Genomic DNA, 23787 nt, shown 5'->3' on the forward strand with positions numbered 1-23787 from the left:
AGTTGAGCCACATCAAAAAATTAATCAATTGTTAAGTCTAATCGGATATTAATAAACTGAAAATTTGTATATAGTTGAATGTTTATATACATTTTTAGGAGTTAGTATAGGTGATGGAAAATGAGATTGATTAATAGCGTCGGGAAAATTTTGCGTTTCTAAACAAAAAGCTTCTCTTTCCTGGTAGATGTGATCTTCTTTTCCTTTTATATTTTTTATCCAATTGGCAGTATATAACTGCAAACCGGGCATAGTGGTAAAGACTTCCATTTTTCTACCGGACCGTGGCTCTATAACAGTAGCTGCTAAATCTAAACGATGAATAGGGTGCTTTAAAACAAAATTATGATCATATCCATTTCCAATCTTAAGTTGATCATGATCCGTATTAATTCTGTCTCCAATACCTGTTAAGGAGGTAAAATCAAACGGAGTATTTTTTACTGTTAAAATCTCGCCTGTAGGTTCAAGATTTTTTGTAAGAGGAGTGTAAAAATCAGCCTCAATCTGCAATTGATGGTTATTTATTGTACCACTACCCTCTCCTGCTAAATTAAAATAAGAATGGTTTACCAGATTGAGTATGGTTTCCTGGTCTGTTGTCCCTGAATAATCTAACCTTAATTCATTATTTTCATTAATGGAATAAGTTACCGTTACAGATAGTGTACCAGGGTAGCCCTCTTCCCCGTCAGGAGAAGTGTATTGAAAAGTCACTTCCGAGGCAGAAGATTCTTTAACATCCCATAATTTTTTATCAAAACCCTTCAGACCACCATGTAAATGATTATCTTCATTATTAACTGTTAATGAGTATTCTTTTCTGTTTAATATGAATTTTCCTTTCCTGACACGATTAGCGCATCTCCCACAAATGGCACCTTGATAAAATTCATTATTGTCTATGTATTCTTGTGCTGTTTCATATCCCTGTACCACATCTGCCTGTTTTCCGTCTTTATCTTTCACATTAATGCTCACTATAATTGCTCCATAATTTGTCACCTGTACAATCATTCCATTTTGATTGTTAAGAGTAAATAACCGGACTTTTTGTCGGTTGTGAACTGTATTAAAAGTCACTTCATTGATGACACCCATTTTTAAAAGTCTAATTTAACAACTCCTTTTTGCCTGATGAATAAGGGATGACAGGAACCTGCTCCAAATAAATGATTTAAAGTTGTGGTATATTTATCAAGTAAATTTTCAGGGACAAAGGCCTGTATTGTTCCTGCAAACCCTCCACCATGCACACGCCAGGCTCCGGCACCTTTTAGTACCAATTCGCTGTAAGCTAGTCCCAATGACACGGCTTGTTCACGTATATTATTTGCTACATAAACATTTTGATTGTACATATACGAACTATGCCCCGAGTCTATGACCAATTGCAAAAATTTTTTAAAATCATTATTCTCTAATGCAGTCACTTCGTCTACTACCCGGTCATTTTCACATTCAAAATGAATGGCTCTTAAAATAGCCCGGTCTCCTACTTTCTTACGGATAGAAGGGGCGATATCCATCACTTTTTCCAGAGTGGTTTCTCTCAGCACACTACATCCTAAATGGGCGGCAACGTCTTTCATTTCTTTAGGTAAAACAGCGTATTCATCATTCAAATTAGTGTGATCGCCCTGAGTATCTGTGATCACTAAAGAAAAACCAGTAGATTCAAAATCAAAATTTACTTTTTTAACAACAGGATTGGTTACGTCTGCAAAGTCGATGATTACCAATCCTCCCACTGAACAAGCTACCTGATCCATTAATCCACAAGGTTTTCCAAAGAAAACATTTTCTGCATATTGTCCAATACGGGCATTTAGTATAGGATCTATGTTACCATCATTAAATAAATGACTTACAATTGCGCCAATTAAAACCTCAAATGATGCTGATGAACTTAATCCGGAACCTTTAGGAACGCATCCATCAATTACAGCATCAAATCCTCCTATTTTATATCCCAATTCATTTAATCGGGCGTTAATTCCACGAACAAGGGCATTAGAGGTTAAAAATTCGTTCTCATTGGGAATAAGGTGGTTCAAATCTACTTCAAATGATTGATAACCTGAAGATTCAATTCGGATCACATTGGAGTTATTTTTAGCAGCAACGGCTATATTATCTAAGTTTATGGCACTCGCTAATACGCGACCATGATTATGATCTGTGTGGTTACCTCCAATTTCGGTTCGCCCCGGTGAACTAAAAACAGAAACCTCTTTTTCTCCAAAAATTTCTTTAAAACGAGATAATGTTTTGGTATACCGGATTGCTTGCTGATGTAATAATTCTGAGTTTTGTCCGTACAACTCTCTAAATTGAGGAATATCACCTTCACTAATTAAAGAATCAATATATTTATTATTTGACATGTATTGGTATCTGATTTATAAAACAGTCTATTTTTATGAAGAGCTATTCTATTTATTTTTATAATGAATTGTTGAGCTTTTTTTAAGAATCTCAGCACTTTGTTCGGGAGTAATATCTCTTTGGGCTTCTGCTAACATTTCGTATCCTACCATGAATTTTTTCACACTAGCTGAACGAAGCAAAGGAGGATAAAAATGCATATGAAAATGCCATTCTTCATGTGATTCCAAGTCTGTAGGTGCCTGATGTATTCCTGCAGAATAAGGGAAAGAAATTGAGAAAATATTATCGTATTTCGTGGTCAGATCTTTCAATATCTGAGCAAATAAAGCCTGGTCCTCATGTGAAAAATCCGATAGACTATTTAAAGGTATCTTACTAATGATCATTGTTTCATAGGGCCAGGTTGCCCAAAATGGAACCAGAGCCACAAAACCTTTATTTTCTAAAATAATTCGCTCCTTACTTTCAATTTCTTTTTGAAGATAATCATACAAAAGAGTTGTTCCATGTTTATCATAATAGCTTTTCAAATTTTGCTGTGTTCTGACCACTTGAGAAGGAATGGATGCCTGTGCCCAAATCTGACCATGAGGATGAGGATTACTACAACCCATCACTGCCCCTTTGTTTTCAAAAATCTGAACATAATTAATATAATCCAGTTTCCCGAGACTCTGATATTCTTCTTTCCAGACAGACACCACCTTTGTAATTGCTTCTACAGACATTTCAGGAAGAGTCAATGAATGGTCATGTGAAAAGCAGATGACCCGGTTAATTCCTCTTTCAGGTTTCATTATAAATAACTCATCCTCTTCAGCATCCGCTTTATCTGTGGTTACTTCTTCTTTCAATAAAGCTCCAAAATCATTATCGAATACATATACACCTTCATAATGGGGGTTTTGGGTCTCATTAGCTCTTGAATTTCCGGAACATAAATAACATTTTGGATCATATTGATTTTGAATGCTTGTTAAGGGCTTTTCCTCTTGTCCCTGCCATGGGCGTTTAGCCCTTTGAGGTGATACCAAAACCCATTCATCCAATAAAGGATTATATCTTCTATGTGGATGATTTTTGCTGTTAAATGAATTACTCATACTGAGTTTATTATTTATATCAGTTTGACCCGTTTTCAGGGTTTAATTTGTCCAAAATAGGTTCGGATAATGTGTTTAATTCTTTTTGAAGTTTATTATTTTTTTGTTCAAAAATAACAATCTCATTATTCCCCTTTTTTAAGTAGCATCCCGGTAAATACAGAGTCTGTTGTGGTCCTACCGACCAATATCTTCCCAGATTAATTCCATTAACAAATACAATCCCTTTTCCGAAAGGCCGCATATCTAAAAAAGTGTCTCCCACCTGCGATACATTAAAATTCCCTTTATAGATAACTGGTCTGTTCTCTTTCACATCGGATTTTTGTTTTGCATCAATTACCGGAGCCTTTTCAAAAGGAAGTCCGTACATTTCCCAATCTCCTGTTATTTTTCGGTCATTAATAAATACAGGGGAAATAATTCCTTTTGTATTCTTATTAATCTCAGACCCGTAATTAATTCTCCCCATGTTTTCTACTATAATGTCTAATTTTCCATTGAAGGGTATATTAACATTACATTCATATTTTTTATAATAACGGTTAAGCTCTCCTACTTTTTCCCCATTCACATATACAATCGCATAATCTCTTAATCCATCTAGTTTTAAAGTTCCTTTAATGGGCTGATTAAAATTTTTGCTATACCAAACATAGCCATGCCCTTGATTTAACTGCTCAAAAGTCAAAGGATTATCATTAATTACTGGTTTTATATTCTTTTTTAAATCTTCTAAATCAATTGCCTGAGATAGTTGAATACCCGCAATCTTAATAACTGGAATTCTAGAAGGAACAGGAGGGGTAGAGGAATTTTTTAATAATTCTCTTAATTTCATATACTTTTCGGTTTCCCAACCTGCCTCAGTAATAGGTGCATCATAATCATAACTGGTCATACTTGGCTGTATAGCATGATCTTTATCGTAATTAGCTCCAGAGGTAAATCCGAAGTTAGTTCCTCCATGTACCATATAAATATTAAAAGAAATATCATTATTCATGAATTTTTCAATGTGACCTTTTACTCTTTCTGCTGCTTTACGGGGAAAAGGTTCTGCCCAATGGTCTAACCAGCCCGGATAGTATTCCGCTACCATAAAAGGGCCTTTCCCATTATGGTATTTTTTCACCTCTTTCTTAATATTTTCCGGGTCTTCATCTCCATTTGCCGTTGGTAAAGCGCCAGGCAAAGCACCTCCTTCAAATAACCAGTCTCCGTCTGAGGTAAAAAACTCCATTCCTTTGAAACCAACTTCTTTTAATTGATCAAATACTGAAGAACTGTATTTTTTATGATCTTCCAACTTAATGTCCTCCCGTTGACTAACAAAAGATCCGAATTCATTTTCTCCCTGCACCATAACAATAGGACCTCCATTAACAATCAAATAAGGTTTCACCACCTTATAAAGCTCTGTAAAATAAGCTTTTGTTGAATTTAAAAATGGAGTATTATATTCTCTGATTTTCATATCCTTGTCGTTTTGTAAAAACCAGGGATAACCACCGAATTCCCATTCTGCACATACATAAGGACCTGGGCGAAGGATTACCATTAAACCTTCTTCTTTTGCTATTTTTAAAAATTCAGCTAAGTTTCGATTTCCGGTTTGAAAATCCCATTTTCCAGGAGCCATTTCATGATAATTCCAAAAAACATAAGTAGCTATCGTATTTAAACCCATAGCTTTAACCATTTGTAACCGATGTCTCCAATAAGCCTGGGGAATTCTGGCGTAATGAATCTCACCAGAATGCAATTTAATTGACTGTCCGTTCAATTTAAATTCTCCATCTTCAATTTTGAAAGATTCATATTTAAGAGGTTTTTGCTGGGCATTTATTACAGTTGCTCCCACTAAACAAAAGGCTAAAATTATGTTTTTAATAAACTTCATTGTATATGTTGTATTAGCGATTAAAGTTAATTATGTATTAAAACAAATTTATAAATTTACCTGATGCTGCCATACTGGTTACCACCGGTTTTTGCAGCTTTACCACCAGTTGAAAAAATATTTAAATATTATGAAACTTGTTAAAATTCTTCAAATGCAAAACTCAAAATTATTCCTGTTACCAAAAACGAACATAAATAGCAGTGAGAATTAATACAATAATGACGATCAGGAATAATGTTCTATTGTCCACATTGAACATATTTTTGTCTGTAACAAAAGCTTTTGGATTTATTTTTGGGCCAAAGACACTTAAGAGTACCATTACCACTACAGTAATGAAAAATGACCAACCCATATTGATCAGGAAAGGAATCTCTGTAATGGATTTTACCATGCCATTTTCCAACTTTTCATAAGTGAATGCTGTATACATCCATGTTTCTTTTCCAAATAGTTCAACTGCAAAACTGTTAAAGAATATAGATAATAAAAAACCGAGCATAACTCCAACTATAGCAGCAGTTCCGGTAGTTCTTTTCCAAAACATTCCTAAAATAAACATAGCAAATACACCCGGACTAATAAAACCGGTATATTTTTGTATAAATGTAAAACCACCTTCACCACCGATTCCCAAAATATCTGTCCATGTAAATACCAAAGCAATAAGCATCGCCACTATAATTGTCAAACGTCCTGTTCTTACCATTTGCGATTCAGATGTATTAGTTTTTAAATATTTTTTATAAATATCTAAAGTAAAAATGGTGGATATACTGTTTACTTTTCCGGCAAGTGATGCTACTATTGCAGCTGTTAAAGCAGCCACTGCAAGACCTTTAAGTCCGGATGGAAGCAGCCCCAGGATTGCAGAATAAGCACTGTCTTTCACCCCATTAAAATTGGACAAATGACCTTTTGTATAAAGTACATAAGCTGCAATACCAGGAAGCACAACAATTAGAGGCATAAAAAGTTTCAAAAATCCTGCAAATAAAATTCCCGTTCTTGCTGTTTTTAGATCTGCTCCTAATGCTCTTTGGGTAATGTATTGGTTACATCCCCAATAATTAAGTTGTACAATCCATTGTCCAGCAAGATACATTGCTAAACCCGGCAAAACTATATATTTCCGTACCGCTAAATTTTCTGACATTGATAAAGTAGTGGTGGTAATTTGTGGTTTATCAAGAATGAGTTTGAAATGTCCCGGAGCTTCTTTCAAAAGGGTATTTAAACCCATTAAAGCATTTCCAACAGCAGCACCATTAATTCTTTGATCCACAACCTGTAATGCCATATAAACTGTAGCAAAGCCACCAATAATAAGAACAGCCACCTGAATAACATCCGTGTAGCCAATGACTTTCATTCCACCCAATCCAATAACCAAAGCCATTAGTAAAAGTGCAACCATAATGATATGCAGATGCCCTCCACCGAGCAATGAATCAATAGCTACAGCTCCTAAATAAAGAATGGAAGTAAGATTAACAATTACATATAAAAATAGCCAAAAAACAGCCATAATAAGAGAAACAGCCTTATTATATCGTGTTTCCAAAAACTGAGGCATTGTATAAATCTTATTTTTGAGGTAAATAGGAATAAACCATACTGCAATAATTATCAGTGCAATGGCAGCCAGCCATTCATAAGCAGCAACAGCTACTCCCGTGAAAAAACCTTCTCCACTCATCCCAATAAATTGTTCTGCTGAAATATTAGATGCAATCAAACTCGCTCCAATTGCCCACCATGTCAATGAGCCCTCTGCAAGGAAATAATCTTTACTTCCTGTAGTTTTTGATTTTTTCCGATTGTATATCCATAGGCCATATACTGTTACAACAAAAAAATACATTAGAAATATAACAAAATCAAGTGTCGATAGTTTTCCCACGCTTAAAAATTTTTATAGTAAGTTTATCATAGATTTCTATACTTTCCAGCACTTTCAAGTACTATAAAGTATTTAATAGTTTAGCACTCTTAATAGATCATTTAGAACAATTCTGAATCTTTCACACTAAAATCACACAAAAGAAAACCTTCTATTATCAAATGTATAAATTTGAAAAGCACAACCATACTTGTTCCTACCGGTTTTTGTATATTTACTACTAGTTTAAAAAATTGGCAATGTTATGAAGCTTATTAAAATAATCCCCGATTCAGTTATTCCTAAATACCAACAGATTATAAATTCCATTGAACAAGCTCTTGCCCAACAACTACTAAAAAAAAATGACAAATTACCTTCCATCAATAAAGTGTGTATGGAATTCGGTATTTCCAGAGACACTGTTCTTTATGCCTACGAGATACTGAAAAAGAAAGGAATAGTAAATGCTATTTTGGGCAAAGGATACTATATAAAAAGTACTGATTGGAATTTTGAAGAGCGCATTTTTTTACTGTTTGATGAACTGAATGCTTTTAAGGAAAATCTTTATTATTCCTTTTTGGAAGAGATACAGCAAAGAGCGAATGTACATGTATTTTTCCATTATTTCAATATTGATGTCTTCAAGAAATTAATAGAAGAAAACAATGGAAGCTACACAAAATATATCATTATGCCCGGGAATATGAATGATACAGCTCCCGTTATTAAGATGCTTCCTAAGAAAGACGTATATATATTGGATCAAACCAATATATTTTTAAGGGAATATTCATCAGTACATCAGAATTTTGCAAAAGATATGCACAATGGGTTATTAAAAGCAAAAACTAAGCTTGAAGCCTATCAAAGGTTAATTCTTATTTTTCCCGGGCAAAAAGAGCCTGTAGGTATGGTAAAAGGATTTACCAGTTTTTGTGAGCAGTATAAAATGAAGCATGAGATCATCTGTAATTTTACTGATAGAGAAATCCTGAATGGAGACGTATTTATTATTGTAGATGATAAGCATTTGGTCAACGTCATTAAGCAATCTAAAAAGCAGAAGCTAAAGATCAGAAAGGATTTTGGAATTATCTCCTACAACGAAACGCCTCTTAAAGGTATTGTAGAAAATGGCATTACTACAATTTCTACGGATTTTTGGCAAATGGGAAAGATTTTGGCGGAAATGGTTCTTAATTCCAAAGAAGGAAGAATTGAAAATGCTTCTAATTTAATCATAAGAAATTCTCTATAATTATTTTGAACAAAGGCTCAGATTATAAAATCCGAGCCTTTATTTTTTAGCTTTAAACTTCTGGATTAAAAGTCAATAGAATTCAGTGTTTTATCCACCAGTAATCCGTTAACAGCTTTTATATTAAATGATCCGTTTCGCTTGGCTTTAAATTTAAGAATGAATAAATCTGTTGTGCCTTCTAAAGGTTGTTTTTGCCCTGTATTAACGAGTGTAGGATATAATACTTTCTCTTTATTGGTATGCAATCGATCATAAGTGAGGTTTTCCATTTGTTTAATATGTAATGGTGTAATACCTATATATTCCAGTTCCTGCTGGTTATATGGAATGGCAAAACTCAGTGCATTTACAGATTGCAGATTATTACCTTTTACCACTACTTCTACAATATCATTCTTAGCATATTGCTGTTTTGAGACAGAGACTGTAATGTTACCTTGCAGTGGTTTCAACTCTTCATCATTTATCCCTCCATCAATTTTTGTAGCGACGTTAGAAATATCAAATGCATCAATGAAACCGTTCTTATTAATATCACCATTACTGATATATCCCTCAAAGTCAGAATCTCCTTTTCTCAAACCTGTATAATTCATATATGAAGTAAAGTCATTACTATCAATTTTCTGATCATTATTGATATCACCAGGAAGCAAACTTACAGAACCTGGTACTTTAAAAACGTATAGCTCATTTCCAGAACTAAAGTTTCTGAAGGCATTGCTGACTTCAATTTTAATGAATCGTGTGGTAGGATGTGTGGCAAAATCCAAAGATTTGGTTTTGTTATTTCTATCCCAGATAAAAGAGCCAAGTTCTGTCCAATCTTTTTTATTAGCACTATGTGAAATTTTACCTTTCATCCATATTCCGTTGTAACCGCTGCTCCTAGGTATGTATTCCAATTTACTTATTGTATTCACAGATCCTAAATCTAAAATCATTTCAAAAGGAACCTTGCTCTTTTCATAATCTGAATGCCAGCCTGTACTCACATCCTGATCAAAAAGATTTTCTATCCCTTCTCCTTCCTGACTTGGAATTGTAGCGGTGGCTTTTATCCCTTTAATCGCAAATTCGTAAGGATTTTTATTGGTTTGGGATGAAAAAGAAACCCAAGCAGAAGTATTGGTTTTATTTACAGCTCTTACTTTGAAATCATATTTTGTTTCAGGAGCTAATCCTTCAAACAAGAAAGAACTATCTTTTATATTACTGTATACCATATTATTATATAGTATTTCGTAATAATCAGCATTAGGTATTTTATTCCACGATGGCAGTATTGAATAGGCAGTGTTTGTATTTTCGGAAGTGACTGGTTTTAAAGGTTCTGCCAATGCCCCGGAATTATTTTTCAATTGATTGGAATTGGTAAATTGGTAATCTTTAATGACAAGCTCTACTTTGTTTTTGCTGATATCGGTGATTTCTGATTTTACCCAAAGTTGTGGATTTCTGGTAATTGAAAACTTTGAAAATTCAGAATCTTTTGTAGAGAAATTATTGAATTCCGGTTGACTATTGTAAAAATATACGTTTGTGGCACTATTGAATTCATCTAACGTATTTACTGTTTTCAGTTTTATATTTTTTCCTCCAATAGAAAGTTTTACACCGGATGGTTTTTTAGTAACATTAATTCTAAATTCTGTTATTTTTTCTTTTTCAAAACCATTAAAATTACCTTGAGCAGGAGAAATGCTTATTGTCGCAGTATTTTTAACTACATTACTTTCTATAAGAGTGCTTACAGATTCGTTTTTCTTATAATTTTCGGTTACGCCATCATCATCATATTCTGTAAAACTGGATTTTTCTGAAGGATACACTTCATAAATTCTTAATTTTTTATTGATTTGACTAACATTATTATTAGCATTTACCATCGGAATAATAGCACCTGGCTTCACAAATAGAGGAAGCTTCCAAATGGGTGCATCGAAATGATTTAAAATAACTCCTCCTTCATACGTTTGTCCTGTGAAGTAATCAATCCAATTTCCTTTTGGGAGGTAAATATTATTTCTGATATCATTCCCTTCTTTATCCATTTTTGTGGCTTGATATATGGGAGCCACTAAAAAATAGGGACCATACAGATACTGGTACTGAGTAGATTTTCCGAGGGTATAATCATTAGCCTGTTGTAAAAACATTGCTCTGATGATTGGCAATCCATCTACAGCTTCCTTAGCCACACTATAAGTATAAGGAAGTAAGCTCGACTTTAATTTCAAATAATTTCTGTTGATAGAAGTAACTGGTTCACCCAAGGCGTGAGGATACTTTTCATTGGCTCCCCAGCCATCCATATTAAGCTGCATGGGAGTGAAGGTTTTCCATTGAAAATCTCTGGTATTGATAACCGGGTTTTGCCCACCAAAAATACCATCCATATCCGAAGTAATATTAGGCTGGCCAGACAAGCCTGAACCTATGTACGTAGGAATATGAAATCTGATGTATTCCCACTCTCCGCCAGTTTGATCTCCGGTCCAGATACCTGCATATCGTTGTGAACCCGCCCATCCGTCCAGCGAAATAATAAAAGGGCGACTTCCATTACCATAGCGCGGCATTATTTGAGCTACATCTGAAATACCATTCAGCCCGAATGAGTAGCCAGGACCTACCCAGGCGACATCCGTTTTTAAAACCCTTACGCCTGCATCCCCCACTTCTTTTATAATATCTCTCTGCAAAAGAGCAGCTACTCCTTCTTTTGGATGTAAATCTGACTGTGTCCACAATCCTATTTCTACGCCATTTTTTCTGGCATATGCTCCAAATGATTTTAAATTGGCGACGTTGCCTTCCAAAGTTTCAGTTTGTCCATATCCAGCTCCATACCCATCATTGGGCAATATCCATCCTAATGGCATATCTGCATTTTTATAACGGTCTATAACTGCTCTGGCTGAAAACTGATAATTGTTTTTTTCACCATTTAACGATTCTTTAACTCCTCCATTGTCTTTTTGGCTCTCTTTATATCTTTTTCGGTCTTCAAATGGTATTCCTTTATCGTCTTCCTTCCAATAATCTCTGTTGTAGGCATTAAGATGTCCTTCATAAAAACCGAACTTAGGCAAAAGTACAGGGTTTCCTGTAAGCTGGTAAAAATCATTCAACAAAGATTTAGGCTGATCATCTACCATAAAGAAAACGTCCAGATAATTAGTCTCATGAGCCAGTTTCACTTCATTTTTATTTTGTTTACCAAAATCATAATATCCTTTTTTGAAGGTATGCCACATAAAACCATATCCATTTGTGGACCAGTAATAAGGATTGGGAGATGCTACGCCACCGTCAGTCCAGTTATTTTGATTTACAATAAAAATAGTATTTCCTTTATGGGAGAATCTCCCATTCTGCACACCGCCTCCATAGAAATATTCATCTTTTCCCTGAGATAAAGTCAGTACTACTTCTTTAGAGTTAAATTCAATAGGAGCTATAAAAGAAAAGATCTCTTTGTGAAGGTTCAAGTCAAATACTTTAAATAGAGAAGTAGCCTTTTCAATTTCTATTTTAATTTTATTGGTGGAGACAGAAACAGTCTGTGATAGATTATTAATAGCAATTCCTTTTATTTTTTTTCTGGGCTGATCTGCCAAAATCTGAGCAGGAGGCACCGCTTCCGGATTTCTTATTTCTCCACCTTTGGGATCTAAAAATAATCTGAAAATATTTTCTCCATAAAAATCTATTACCATTTTTTTGTTGCCGGAAAGCAAAACTTCTACAGAAGTTTCTCCTTTCTTAGAAACATTCTCAATATTTTGAGCCTTGGTTTTTCCAATGGAGAAGAAAAGAAAAGAACTCAGGAGTAAAATCTTTTGAATTTTTGGATTTAAAACTGTATTCATGTATGTTGACTTTATCTATTAATTTACATTTTATACTACCCTAAGAAAATATGATAAATATTTCAGATAAAATAACTATAATCTTTTGTAATATTAAAACTTTCAAAAATCAGTACCCTTTTGCTGCCTGGGCTTCTTTTAATTTTGGATTTAAATCCACTGCAGTCTGAGGATAAGGGAATCTGTAAAATTTATCATTCCAGACTCTTGTTGCAACCTGTGTATTTGTGATATCGTAGACTGTTTTCATTACATTGGGAGCAATTTTCCATCTCCTGATATCATAGAATCTATGTCCTTCATTAGCGAGCTCTATTCTTCTTTCATTTCTAATAATATTCCTCAAGGTCTCCTTTGTCTGAGTTCTGCTAACTCCTGTCATGCCTACTCTACTTCTGATTTTATCTAATGCATCATAAATGGAGGCATCTGGCCCATAAAATTCATTTTTTGCTTCAGCATAAGTAAGCAATACCTCTGCATAGCGAATCAGCATAAAATTATTACTTGCATTCAAGTTTTCATCTAATGAGTTATAGTCTGCCATTTTTTTATAGTTATAGCCAATTTTTGATGTATTGTTTCCTCCTTTACCCCATGTGAAAAGATGGTTCGTTCCAAAGCCTTTTAGATAGGACCAAGGACCATTTGGGTGCATAATACTTGCATATAAACGGGTGTCTCTGTTTTTGAATTCGTCCAGGTAGGAGCCATTTGGATTTCCATTGTTATAGTTTAATGCTCTTGTATCATTAGAAGGAGGTGTAAATGCTGTTCCATCTTTTTTCCAATATGCATTCACCAGATCAATTGTTGGGGTGATAGAGCTCCATCCACTCTCTTCATTGGGCAGTAGAAGAAGGGTCATGTAGTTGCTATATGTTCCTTTTGAATCTGGTACATATTGAGCTTCTAAAATTGATTCTATACTGCCTTCATTTTTAGCCCAGAATAATGCCTGATAATTACTTAAACCTTTGTAAAAATTATCTTTATCCGTAGTAGAAGTAAAAGTAACAAAGCTATCGTAGTCTGTACTTGTGTCTACTGAAGCTGTATTGAAAAGCCCGTAAATTCCGGAATTCATTACCAGTTGAGCAGCTTCATAGGCTTCTTTATATTTTCCTGTGTATAAATAGACCCTTGCCTTAAATGCTAATACGGCTCCTTTTGTTATTCTACCCTTATCTTGACCGGAGGTATAGATAGCTGGTAAATCATTTTCAATAGCATTTAATTCACTGGTTACAAAATCATCAATTTCAGCTTCAGAAACAGGTGTAAGAGAGGCGCCATCTAATTCGCCTGATTTCTGCACTAATGGAAGTGCTCCGAAGCGCTGAGATAAATCAAAATAATTAAAAGCTTTTATAAATCTTGCTTCTGCAATATATCTTTTAGCAAGATCTTTGTCCATTGGGATTTTATCAATATTTTCTAAAAATGTATTTACTCTTCTGATTGTTGTAAAATCATACCCGAAATCTGTAGAAGGGAGTATGTCTCCTGCAGAAGCATCTACTGCAGTTGTTTCCCAAGTATATTGAGCATATGAGTTATCGGTATAACTATCATTATACAAACTGCTATAAGCCGCGGAAGACATGTATGCATAAATACCGTTGAGTGCCATGGTAGCATCTTTTTCAGTTTTCCAAAAGGTTTCTTGTGATATTTTGTCTTCCGGAAACCTATCCAAATTACAAGAACCAGTAGCTATAGTCAGAGTAATTGATAGCAGTATAATTTTTATTTTTTTCATTTTTATTTTTTTCATTTTAAGTTAAAAGGTTGCATTGATACCAAACGATACGGTTTTTAAATTCGGATATGTGGCACGAGCACTAGCCATTTCAGGATCAAAATCTTTCACCCTTTTGTCTCCTCTCAGCGTAAAGTAATTTTCTAAGTTTGCATATATTCTGAATTTTTTCAATCCTATGCGGCTAACTACTTCCTGAGGAAGGGAATATCCTAAAGTAACAGACTTGATTCTGAAGTAACTTGCATCAAAAAGCCAAAAATCTGAAGTGACACCTATATTCTGAGTTCCACCCCCAGCCGGCAATACTCTATGGTACAAAGCATTAGGATCTGGATTTTCAGGAGTCCATCTGTTATCTAAAACATATTGCTTTACCCCTGCACCATTGAAAAATGCCTGAGAGGATTCTTTATCCAGATATACCTGAACATTCGCTACCCCTTGCCCTACTACGCTGAGATCAAAATTTTTATATCTGCCTCCTATACTTAAACCATACGTGAAACTGGGAACATCATTTCCTATTACCGTTCTATCATTTTCATTAACAACTCCGTCTCCATTGATATCTACATACTTGATATCGCCAGGCTGAGAGGAACTGTATAATCTGGGATAATTATTGTTAATATCTTCCTGGGTTAAGAGACCAGCAGTTTTATATCCGTAGAAATCACCAATTGAACCTCCTACTTGCGTTATCCAATAATCATTGTATAGGGGTTTGCTATTGACAAGTGATAGAATATTATTCTGATTTTTAGCAAAATTAGCATTGATGTAAAAGTCCCCATTTTCAAAATTTTTATTATATCCCAAAGTAACTTCTATTCCTTTATTTTCTACATTACCGGCATTAATTGGAGGTGTTTGATTTTTGTCTTGATTACTGTCTATGAGTACACCTGTTTCATAAGCTAATTGATTATTCATTAATGCACCTTTTGTAAGACGGTTATAAAAATCTACTGAGAAAGTGAAAGTATTACCGAATAAAGATCCATCTAAACCTATATTTTTGGTAACAATTGTTTCCCAACCGATACCCGAAAAACCAAGTTTACCCGGAACCACTGCCCCTACTATAGCATTCCCCAGAACTGAAGAACTATTATCCATATAGGTCTGACTGTCATAATAACCAATAGTATTGATAGATCCGGCGCTTCCATAAGAACCTCTCAATTTCAGGGTATTAATAAAATTCAGGTTTTTAATAAAATTTTCTTTATCTAACCTCCAGGAAGCCATAACTGCCGGAAAATAGCCCCATCTGTTTTCTTTAGCAAAACGTGAAGATGCATCTGCCCTTATAATACCCTCTAAAAAATATTTTTCCTGATAATTATAATTGATACGGGCGAAAGCAGACTGGAAAGCATATTGCTGAGTATTAGATTTCAATTCATCTAAGGTTCCATCAAGGGTACTAAGAGCACTTAAAGAATGTAATCCATCTTTTGGTATATTGGATTTTTTACCTTCTATTTTTCTATAGGTATAATCCTCATAAGAAGCCCCTCCCAACACTTTAAAATAATGTGATGATATATTTTTTTCATAACTTACCAAGACCTGAGTATTGAGTAATTCATCAGATTCCCATTTTTCTTTATAGTTATTAACTGCTCTCGCAGTTGCACTAATAGGAGCTTGAGTTAAAAAATTGTATACAGGGTTTAGTGTATTTGTAAATTCCCCTAAACGATAGTTCCAGTTTGAGTAACTGACTTGGGCATCTATATTTAATCCCTTTAGAGGAACATAGTTTGCAGATAATGCCCCCATAAATTTTTGATCATTTGACTTAGAATCTCCGCCTTCTATGTTATTTCTCACGGGGTTGGTATTTGCAAATGTATTATCGACTTTACCAGCATTGATAGATCCCCACCATCCATTGGACTGTCTTACTGCCATAGTAGGAGTTATTCTTGCCAATTCTGTAGTATTAATATCATCTCCCTTATCATTGATCATTTGCTTGATAAATGATATATTAGAGTTTACTGTAAGTTTATCACTTAATTTAGAGGAGGTGTTTGTTCTGAAAGAATATCTATCCATTCCTTTTGTAGGAGATAGAGACTCCTGTTTCAAATATCCTAAGCTTGCAAAATAACGAGTTTTATCTCCACCCGATACATTAATCTCATTATTAAGCACATTGGCCATTTTTCTGTAAGTTTCTTTATACCAATCTGTGTTAGGGTATCTGTCTGGATCTGTACCTGCAGCAGTAAAGTCTATTTGCTCTTCCTTATACTGAGAAAAATGACCAACATTATTATTAGCATTGTAATAGGCTTCATTTTTTAGCTTCATATATCCAACAGCATCTGCATATTTAGGTAAATAAGTGGGAGTCTGATAGGCATTATACATATTATAACTTATAATCATCTTACCTCCACCCCCTTTTTTGGTCTCGACAAGAACTACCCCGTAGCCAGCTCTTGTACCATAGATAGCTGCTGAAGCATCTTTTAATATGCTTATATTTTCTACATCAGCCGGACTTAGTCTGGAAAAGTCTGCAGCACTTGAGAGAATACCATCAATAATATAAAGTGGGGAATTACCTGCAACACTCCTTCCCCTTATATTTAAATCAGGTACAGAACCTACATCTTTTAAAGAAGATTTAATTGTAACTCCGGGTAAAGCACCTTGTATACTGGCGGTTAAACTTGTTGTTGGGCGATCCTGTAGTATCCTTTTGTCAACAGAAGCTATAGATCCGGAAACAGTTCCTTTTTTCTGTTTTCCGTATCCTACCAAAACAATTTCTTCCACATTTTTTACTTTCTTCATGAGGGTGTCCGAAGGTTTGTTTTTAGTTTCCTGTGCATACACAAATGGTATAGAGGACATTAGAACTGCACTCAAAATAATCTTTTTTTTCTTCATGCTTTTATTAATTTTATTTATTGGATAATATTTTACCTAAGAGTAGTTGCTTTCTTACTAATCTCTTTTTCTTATTTTTTCCTTTGCCTGAGAGGGAACTGGCTATTACTAAAACATTAACTATTTGTTAATCAAATGTATATTTTTACTTCACACCTGCATACTGGTAACCACCAGTTTTTATCCCTTTACCACCAGTTTGAAAAAGATTAGAATATGCCTTATTAAAAAGCCTCCTGTAAATTGATGATGGTTGACAGACTTAATTCTTACTTTTAATAAGAACAACACAAAAACACCGATAACATTTAATATATCAGCGCTTTAACTTTATTCCAATGGATCAACAATTAAATATTAAGGTTAGTTTTTTAAAGGTTAAAAAAATCTTCAGTAAGCAAGTTTAGAGTTCATTTTCAAAATGTTTCAGGTAACCTTTTTACCGTTCCATAGCAACATTTTTCACGCAAAAAGTATGTTTTACCCGCTTCTGTTTTGTGTTTTTTTAATAATGAATAATAAGCCAAAAAACATTGAAAGATACCTTCAACATCTTTGGCTTTACAACTTTTTTTGCATTGAAAGAAAAAGAATTGTGAATAAGTTTAGAAAGGTTTCCCAAACCATCATTAATTAATTCAAAAAGATGTACAATAAGGTGTACCTAAATTAGATTGATAAGATTTTGCATTAGTGAAGAATTACTTCTTATCAAAGCATGGAATAAAGTGCAAAGAATTTCGAGTACAACTACCCAAATACTTTGCAAAATCTTTAAAATTTCTGCAATATATTCTTAAAATATAGGCATAATGCCCTTTAATTAACCTTTAAAATTTGTTCTACATCATTTACGGCCTTTACCAGAGCTTGTATTTTTTGTTTACCCTGTTTATTGAATTTTAATTTTTTAGAATCTCCACCTTACAAAAGCTTCCATGGCAGCATAAGTAGCAAGCCCCATTTTATGATAGGTTTCAGCTGTTTCTCTGTTTCTTTCTTCTGCTCTTTGCCAGAATTCTCTCATATCCGTTCCCTGGAATACGACTCCATCTTTTTGAGATTGATGCTTGAAAATTCCATAGCGTTTCTCCAAAATCTGGTCCGGGCTTAGGGGAACTGCCATTTCTATTTCTCCTATAGACCATTCTTTCCATGCTCCTCTGTATAGCCATAGCCAACAATCTTTCATGTATTCCTTCGATTTTAAATTCTTAACAGATTCAAAAACAGCATCTAAACATACTTTGTGTGTTCCATGAGGATCTGCTAAGTCACCAGCTGCGTATATCTGATGTGGTTTTACTTTGTCTATTATATCTGTTACAATTTTTATATCTTCTGTACTTAATGGTTTTTTTTCTATTCTGCCTGTCTCATAGAAAGGCATTTCTAAAAAATGAATCTGACTATCTGGTATTCCCACGTAATAGCAAGTGGATTTTGCTTCTCCTTTCCTTATTAAGCCCTTGATATGCCTTACCTCAGGAATGTCTATATCACTATTTTTTTTATTTTGTAAAAATTTGGTTGCTTTGTCAAAAATCTTTTGTGCCGCATTATTTTCTATACCAAACATTTCGTTGTAGTCACAAACAAAATTAGCAAACCGCAATGCTTCAGAATCTGCTACGGCTATATTTCCGGAAGTTTGATAAGCAACGTGAACCTCATGCCCCTGCTGGTGTAGCCTTATGAAAGTTCCGCCCATACTAATAATATCATCATCCGGATGCGGACTGAATATAAGAACTCTTTTCTTGGCCGGAGTTTTCCTTTCTGGTCTATTACTATCATCTGCTCCTGGTTTACCTCCCGGCCACCCCGTTATGGTGTGTTGTAATTTATTGAAAATTTGAATATTGATATTGTAGGCTGGCCCTTTATCTGCCAACAGATCGCTCATTCCGTTTTCTATATAATCCGAATCGGTAAGCATCAATATTGGTTTTTTTATTTTTTGGGCTAACCCCAAAACTGCTTTTCGGATTAATGCATCAGTCCATTCTATTTTTTCTACCAGCCATGGAGTATTAATTCGGGTAAGCTTATGAGCAGCTGCCTGATCTAACACAAAAGTGGCATTTTTGTGTTCCTGCAGATAAGAGGCTGGTACTAGATTGGTAACAGGGCCTTCTACAGACTCTTTTATAATATTTGATTTAGATTCCCCCCACGCCAGGAGTATTACTCTTTTCGCTTCCATTATTTTCTTCACTCCCAATGTAATAGCTGTTCTGGGAGTATTCGACAGTCCTAAAAACTCATTGCTTGCTGCTACTCTTGTGATATGATCTAAAGCTACAAGACGGGTTTTGGAATTTTGCAGGGAACCCGATTCATTAAATCCGATATGACCATTACCACCAATACCCAGAACCTGCAAATCTATCCCGCCTAAGGCTTCTATTTTAAGTTCGTATTCTGTACAATAATCTGCTATTTCTTCTTTGGATAATGTTCCATCAGGAATGTGATAATTTTCAGAAAGAATATCTACTTTATCAAACAATAACTCTTTCATAAAACGAACATAACTATGTACGGAATCTGGTTCCATAGGATAATATTCGTCAAGGTTGAAAGTAATTACGTTTTTAAAGCTCAGACCTTCTTCTCTGTGCATTCGTACCAATTCTGCGTATAAGCTCTTGGGAGAAGACCCTGTAGCCAGCCCTAAAATACAAGGTTGTTTCTGGGACTGCTTGACGCGTATAAGATCAGAAATTTCTTTTGCTACAGATTTTGAAGCTGAAAGCGAATCCGTGAAAATAACTGTTTCTATCTTTTCAAATCTTTTCTCGAATCCTGTAGAGGAATCTATTGTGCTTTTTAACATATTAATTTGGTTTTTGGGAAGTGCTAAAATTAAATTTATACCTAATTGTTGAAACCTGTGAGAATCTGCTGTTGAATGCTTACATTAAAATTGTAATGCCAGCTTATTCCCATAAATTCTCAGGATACAGCTTCTTCATTCTTAGTTCTGAAATCCTTTTTTGTACAATTTCTTTATCTTCAGAATAGGTAACTCCAAACCACCTGTCATTAGATTTCAGTAATTTTACGTTAACTTTTCCGGATGCTATACTGTCGGCAACCAAAGTGGGTAAATAGTATTCTGCTTTCAAACTCCCTTTGTTTTTCTCTAAAAAACGCTTAAAAGAATCATTGCCAAATTCAAAACACCTGGGTGTGAAACCCCAAAAATTCATAGATACTGTTACCTCCTCTTCAATTGTTGTAAAACTCTCATCTTCTTCTTTGTACCTTAGCCCGTTTTCACTTTTCTCTATATATGTTCTTTCTGTTACATTTAATAAGTTTCCATTACAATCTACCTCACATACACCCCGGGAAACATAGCCATGGTCCGAAACCGTATTCTTCAGTAAATAGCCTATCATACTAAAATGATAAGAGTTGATATCTGTCTTTTTTAGAAAATCATACATCACCATAAAGGCATCTCTCCCATAAAAATCATCAGCATTAATAATGGCGAAGTTTTCGTGTACCACATCTTTGGTAAGCAGTAAGGCATGTCCTGTTCCCCAGGGTTTGGTACGTTCTGCATTTAGATATTCCTGAGGGACACGATCAATCTCCTGATACACGTACTCTATTTCGGCTTTTCCTTTTATTTTTTTTTCTATTAATGACTTAAACTCATTTTCAAAACTTTCACGAATAATGAAAACAAACTTCTTAAAACCAGCCTGCAATGCATCATATAAAGAAAAATCTATAATGGTATCTCCCTGTGGAGTAAATATATCTAACTGTTTAAGACCTCCATATCTGCTGCCCATTCCGGCTGCTAAAATGATAAGTGTAGGATGGTGGTGATTTGTATTCATTTTCTTTAATAAATTTTGGATAAGTATCTTGAAAATTATAATCTACATTCGGGGATTTTCTAAGCAAACTTTAAGTTTCCGACAAAAATTACTACAAATTCATAAGATGAAACCTTATACAAAACTTATATATTTTCAATAAAAAACAAAAAGAACAGGTACTACAAAGATACACTACAACAATATACAATTGATTTACAACCACTTAATATTATAAAAATAAATAAGTATGATGATAACAATGAATTTGTTCCAATTCTTTATGACCAGAAAATCACAGAATTTTGTAAAATAATAAGATGTGATAAGGTTTAATTTAAAGTTATGGGTTGTTCACAATGGGTGAAATTTTAAAAACAAGAGCGGAAGCTGCAAATAAAAATTTTACTACAAAATCATTATTAATTCATTAATAAGTGTATTATATTCAATTGATACATGTTATACAAATTACTGAATAACAACATATTGAAAACAAAAACAAATCATGTAGTATCGGTGTAGTAGATTTTTTTTATTATTTTGGTTAATAATTTTCACATTTGAAAATGATTGCTCAGAAAAAGATTAAATGATGAAAAAAGAATCTTTCGAGGAATTTTTGGCTTCAAGATAAAATCTTTAATAAAATGATAGATTATTTCTGTAACTGAAAAATAAAATTACTTATTCAACCAGCTTAAACATTCAGCGATTTGCATTTTACTGATAAAAATTTCAGTATTCACTTCCGGTTCCGGTGAAAGTCTAAGCTCTACTTTCTGGCTGGAATGCTTGATAATTTCGGAAACCACATCTTTATTAATGATAAATTTCCTGTTGATCTTAAAGAAAATTTCAGGGTTCAGCTTCTGAATAATATCTTTAATGGTATCATCATAAATATAGGTCTGATGGTCTTTAGTAGTCAGGAAAAGGTACTTCCCGGAGGCAAAAAAGTAGGCAGTGTTATGCTCGTCTATTGATTTGAGTTTATTTCCTTCTCTTACCATGAAACGTTTCATTACCTCATCTTCTGCCTGTCGCAGTGATGAAATAGATTTAAGAACCGGTTCAGGATCAAAATTATTTCTTATAGAAATAAATTTCTGTAAAGCTTTATGCAAATCTTCTTCCTCGAAAGGCTTCAGAAGGTAATCAATGGTGAAATGCCTGAAAACCCTCATGGCATATTCGTCAAATGCGGTAATGAAAATAATTGGGCTAAAAAGCTCTATCTGTTCAAAAATTTCAAGGCTCATTCCATCTCCAAGATGAATATCCATAAAAATAAGATCAGCCGAATCTTTCTCAAAGAACTCAATTGCCTGTTTTTTGGAACGAAGAATAACCGTCTCTGTAACAGGGACTATGCTCTGTGTATCCAAAAGATTTTTCAGATAATTCACAGCCAGCAGTTCATCTTCTATAATGGCAATTTTCATAACGATGCAAAAGTACAAAAAAACCGCTGAAACAATTAAGTTCAAGCGGTTTCCTCTGTATTGAATTTGATATGAAGTTCTATAAATTAGGGTTATTCTTCTTCGCACTCATTGGATATTCAATGGTATATCGCGGATCATTCTGCTGAAGAATATACTCATTACCACTAATGGTGTGGCTTATTTTTTTCTGATTTGCTCTTCTTAAGTCGAACCATCTTTGGCCTTCCAGAGCAAATTCTCTGAATCTCTCATCCAGGATAAAGTTCATAAATGCTGTGGAATCCATTGAGTTCACCGCATTTTGTACTGAAGTATATCCATCCGGAGTATATCTGTTTTTCATTACTTTCAGAAGTGTTTCTTTAGCCTCTGCAAGCTTGTTCAATTTTAACAATGCTTCAGATTTTATAAAATACTGCTCTGCTGTTCTGAAAGACACTTTGAATTCTAAACTTCCTCCTTTGGTGACTTTATACTTACTACCATTTTTTTCAAAATACATGCCAAACCTTTTATCTGCCGTAGTATTGTATGAAGAAATCAATTCCGGAGATGCAAAAGACAAGTTTTTTATAGAATTATCCCATGTATTATCCAAAGCCATGATCGATTCCGGGGAAGCATAATGGTTAGGTGGTGTGTTTACCGTATTTAAATTGCTCAGATCTCCTTTTACTGCCAATACCTGATCTGCATAGTTTAAAGCCTTATTCCAGTCTCTTTCATATAGGGCTGCCCTTGCTTCAAAAGCCAGCAATGCAACTTTTGAAAATCTGTAGTTCAATCCTGTTGCTTGTTTCTGTTCTACCATCAGATCTTCTGCTTTTTTAAGATCTGCATGAACCTGATTGTACACCTCCTGTACTGAAGATGGTTTTAATACCTGCTCAAGATCGATTTCAAGACTGATCGGAACGCCTCTGTCGGTAGAAGCTGTAGCACTATTGTACGGTTTTCCATATAAATTCACCATATCAAAATACAGGTAAGCACGAAGAGCATACGCCTCTGCTAAAATCTGATTCTTTTCAGGAGAATCCTGCATGGTTTTACTTCCTTCATTGATAATCTGATTCAGATAAAAGTTCACGGAATAAAAGCTTACCCATGGAAATTCTGTAGATGCCTGATCATTATTAGCGTCTTTCCACATCGCAATTTCACGATAGGAAATAAAATCCGTTGAATTATCATCAATATTCACCTCATCGGTACGAAGGGCTACCAGAGATTTATGAACAGGATATTTTGAATAGGCAGATGTAAGTACTTTTCTGTAATCTTCAACTGTGGTAGGAATAACTTTTCCCTCAGGCTGAATATCCAGAAACCTGTCACATCCGATATTGATAAAGCTGATTGCTGCAAGAGCTATGATTGCTGTAATTTTTCTCATTTTTC

General features: G+C 34.4%; 13 protein-coding genes. 1 reads left to right on the forward strand and 12 read right to left on the reverse strand.

What is annotated here, in order from left to right; translation table 11 throughout:
- Positions 1-48: 48 nt before the first annotated feature.
- The 5 genes from PZ898_RS08870 to PZ898_RS08890 form a co-directional block, all read right to left on the reverse strand.
- A complete protein-coding gene (locus PZ898_RS08870; protein ID WP_277695328.1) occupies positions 49-1101 on the reverse strand; it encodes an aldose epimerase family protein in 1053 nt (350 codons plus the stop codon).
- 2 nt (positions 1102-1103) lie between these two features.
- Positions 1104-2387 carry a galactokinase family protein gene (locus PZ898_RS08875; RefSeq protein ID WP_120231951.1) on the reverse strand — a complete coding sequence of 428 codons (1284 nt, stop codon included), beginning with the start codon at positions 2385-2387 and terminating at the stop codon, positions 1104-1106.
- A gap of 48 nt (positions 2388-2435) precedes the next feature.
- Positions 2436-3494, reverse strand: coding sequence for a UDP-glucose--hexose-1-phosphate uridylyltransferase (locus tag PZ898_RS08880; RefSeq protein ID WP_277695329.1), 1059 nt, complete (start codon positions 3492-3494; stop codon positions 2436-2438).
- A gap of 19 nt (positions 3495-3513) precedes the next feature.
- Positions 3514-5397, reverse strand: a complete 1884-nt coding sequence (locus tag PZ898_RS08885) for a beta-galactosidase (RefSeq protein ID WP_277695330.1) — start codon at positions 5395-5397, stop codon at positions 3514-3516.
- A 178-nt stretch (positions 5398-5575) separates the two neighbouring features.
- On the reverse strand, positions 5576-7303 hold the full coding sequence (locus tag PZ898_RS08890; RefSeq protein ID WP_277695331.1) for a sodium/solute symporter: 1728 nt from the start codon (positions 7301-7303) through the stop codon (positions 5576-5578).
- Positions 7304-7547: 244 nt separating this feature from the next.
- Here PZ898_RS08890 and PZ898_RS08895 point away from each other — a divergent pair, with 244 nt between their 5' ends.
- Positions 7548-8546 (forward strand): GntR family transcriptional regulator, encoded by a 999-nt coding sequence (locus PZ898_RS08895; protein ID WP_120231954.1) that lies wholly within the window; start codon positions 7548-7550, stop codon positions 8544-8546.
- A 65-nt stretch (positions 8547-8611) separates the two neighbouring features.
- On the opposite strand, the gene PZ898_RS08900 is transcribed toward PZ898_RS08895, so the two are convergent.
- The 7 genes from PZ898_RS08900 to PZ898_RS08930 form a co-directional block, all read right to left on the reverse strand.
- A complete protein-coding gene (locus tag PZ898_RS08900) occupies positions 8612-12424 on the reverse strand; it encodes a TIM-barrel domain-containing protein (protein WP_277695332.1) in 3813 nt (1270 codons plus the stop codon).
- A gap of 109 nt (positions 12425-12533) precedes the next feature.
- Positions 12534-14186: a RagB/SusD family nutrient uptake outer membrane protein gene (locus PZ898_RS08905; protein WP_277695333.1), complete on the reverse strand. Its 1653-nt coding sequence runs from the start codon at positions 14184-14186 to the stop codon at positions 12534-12536.
- Between the two features lie 21 nt (positions 14187-14207).
- On the reverse strand, positions 14208-17099 hold the full coding sequence (locus tag PZ898_RS08910) for a SusC/RagA family TonB-linked outer membrane protein (RefSeq protein ID WP_277695334.1): 2892 nt from the start codon (positions 17097-17099) through the stop codon (positions 14208-14210).
- 910 nt (positions 17100-18009) lie between these two features.
- Positions 18010-19938 carry a glucosamine-6-phosphate deaminase gene (gene nagB / locus PZ898_RS08915; protein ID WP_277695335.1) on the reverse strand — a complete coding sequence of 643 codons (1929 nt, stop codon included), beginning with the start codon at positions 19936-19938 and terminating at the stop codon, positions 18010-18012.
- A gap of 103 nt (positions 19939-20041) precedes the next feature.
- Entirely contained in the window at positions 20042-20959 is a 918-nt protein-coding gene (locus PZ898_RS08920; RefSeq protein ID WP_277695336.1) for a sugar phosphate nucleotidyltransferase, read from the reverse strand.
- 662 nt (positions 20960-21621) lie between these two features.
- Positions 21622-22383: a LytTR family DNA-binding domain-containing protein gene (locus PZ898_RS08925; RefSeq protein WP_277695337.1), complete on the reverse strand. Its 762-nt coding sequence runs from the start codon at positions 22381-22383 to the stop codon at positions 21622-21624.
- 79 nt (positions 22384-22462) lie between these two features.
- Positions 22463-23782: a RagB/SusD family nutrient uptake outer membrane protein gene (locus tag PZ898_RS08930; protein WP_277695338.1), complete on the reverse strand. Its 1320-nt coding sequence runs from the start codon at positions 23780-23782 to the stop codon at positions 22463-22465.
- Positions 23783-23787: the final 5 nt, after the last annotated feature.

The organism is Chryseobacterium sp. WX (assembly GCF_029542485.1).
Classification (GTDB): domain Bacteria; phylum Bacteroidota; class Bacteroidia; order Flavobacteriales; family Weeksellaceae; genus Chryseobacterium; species Chryseobacterium cucumeris.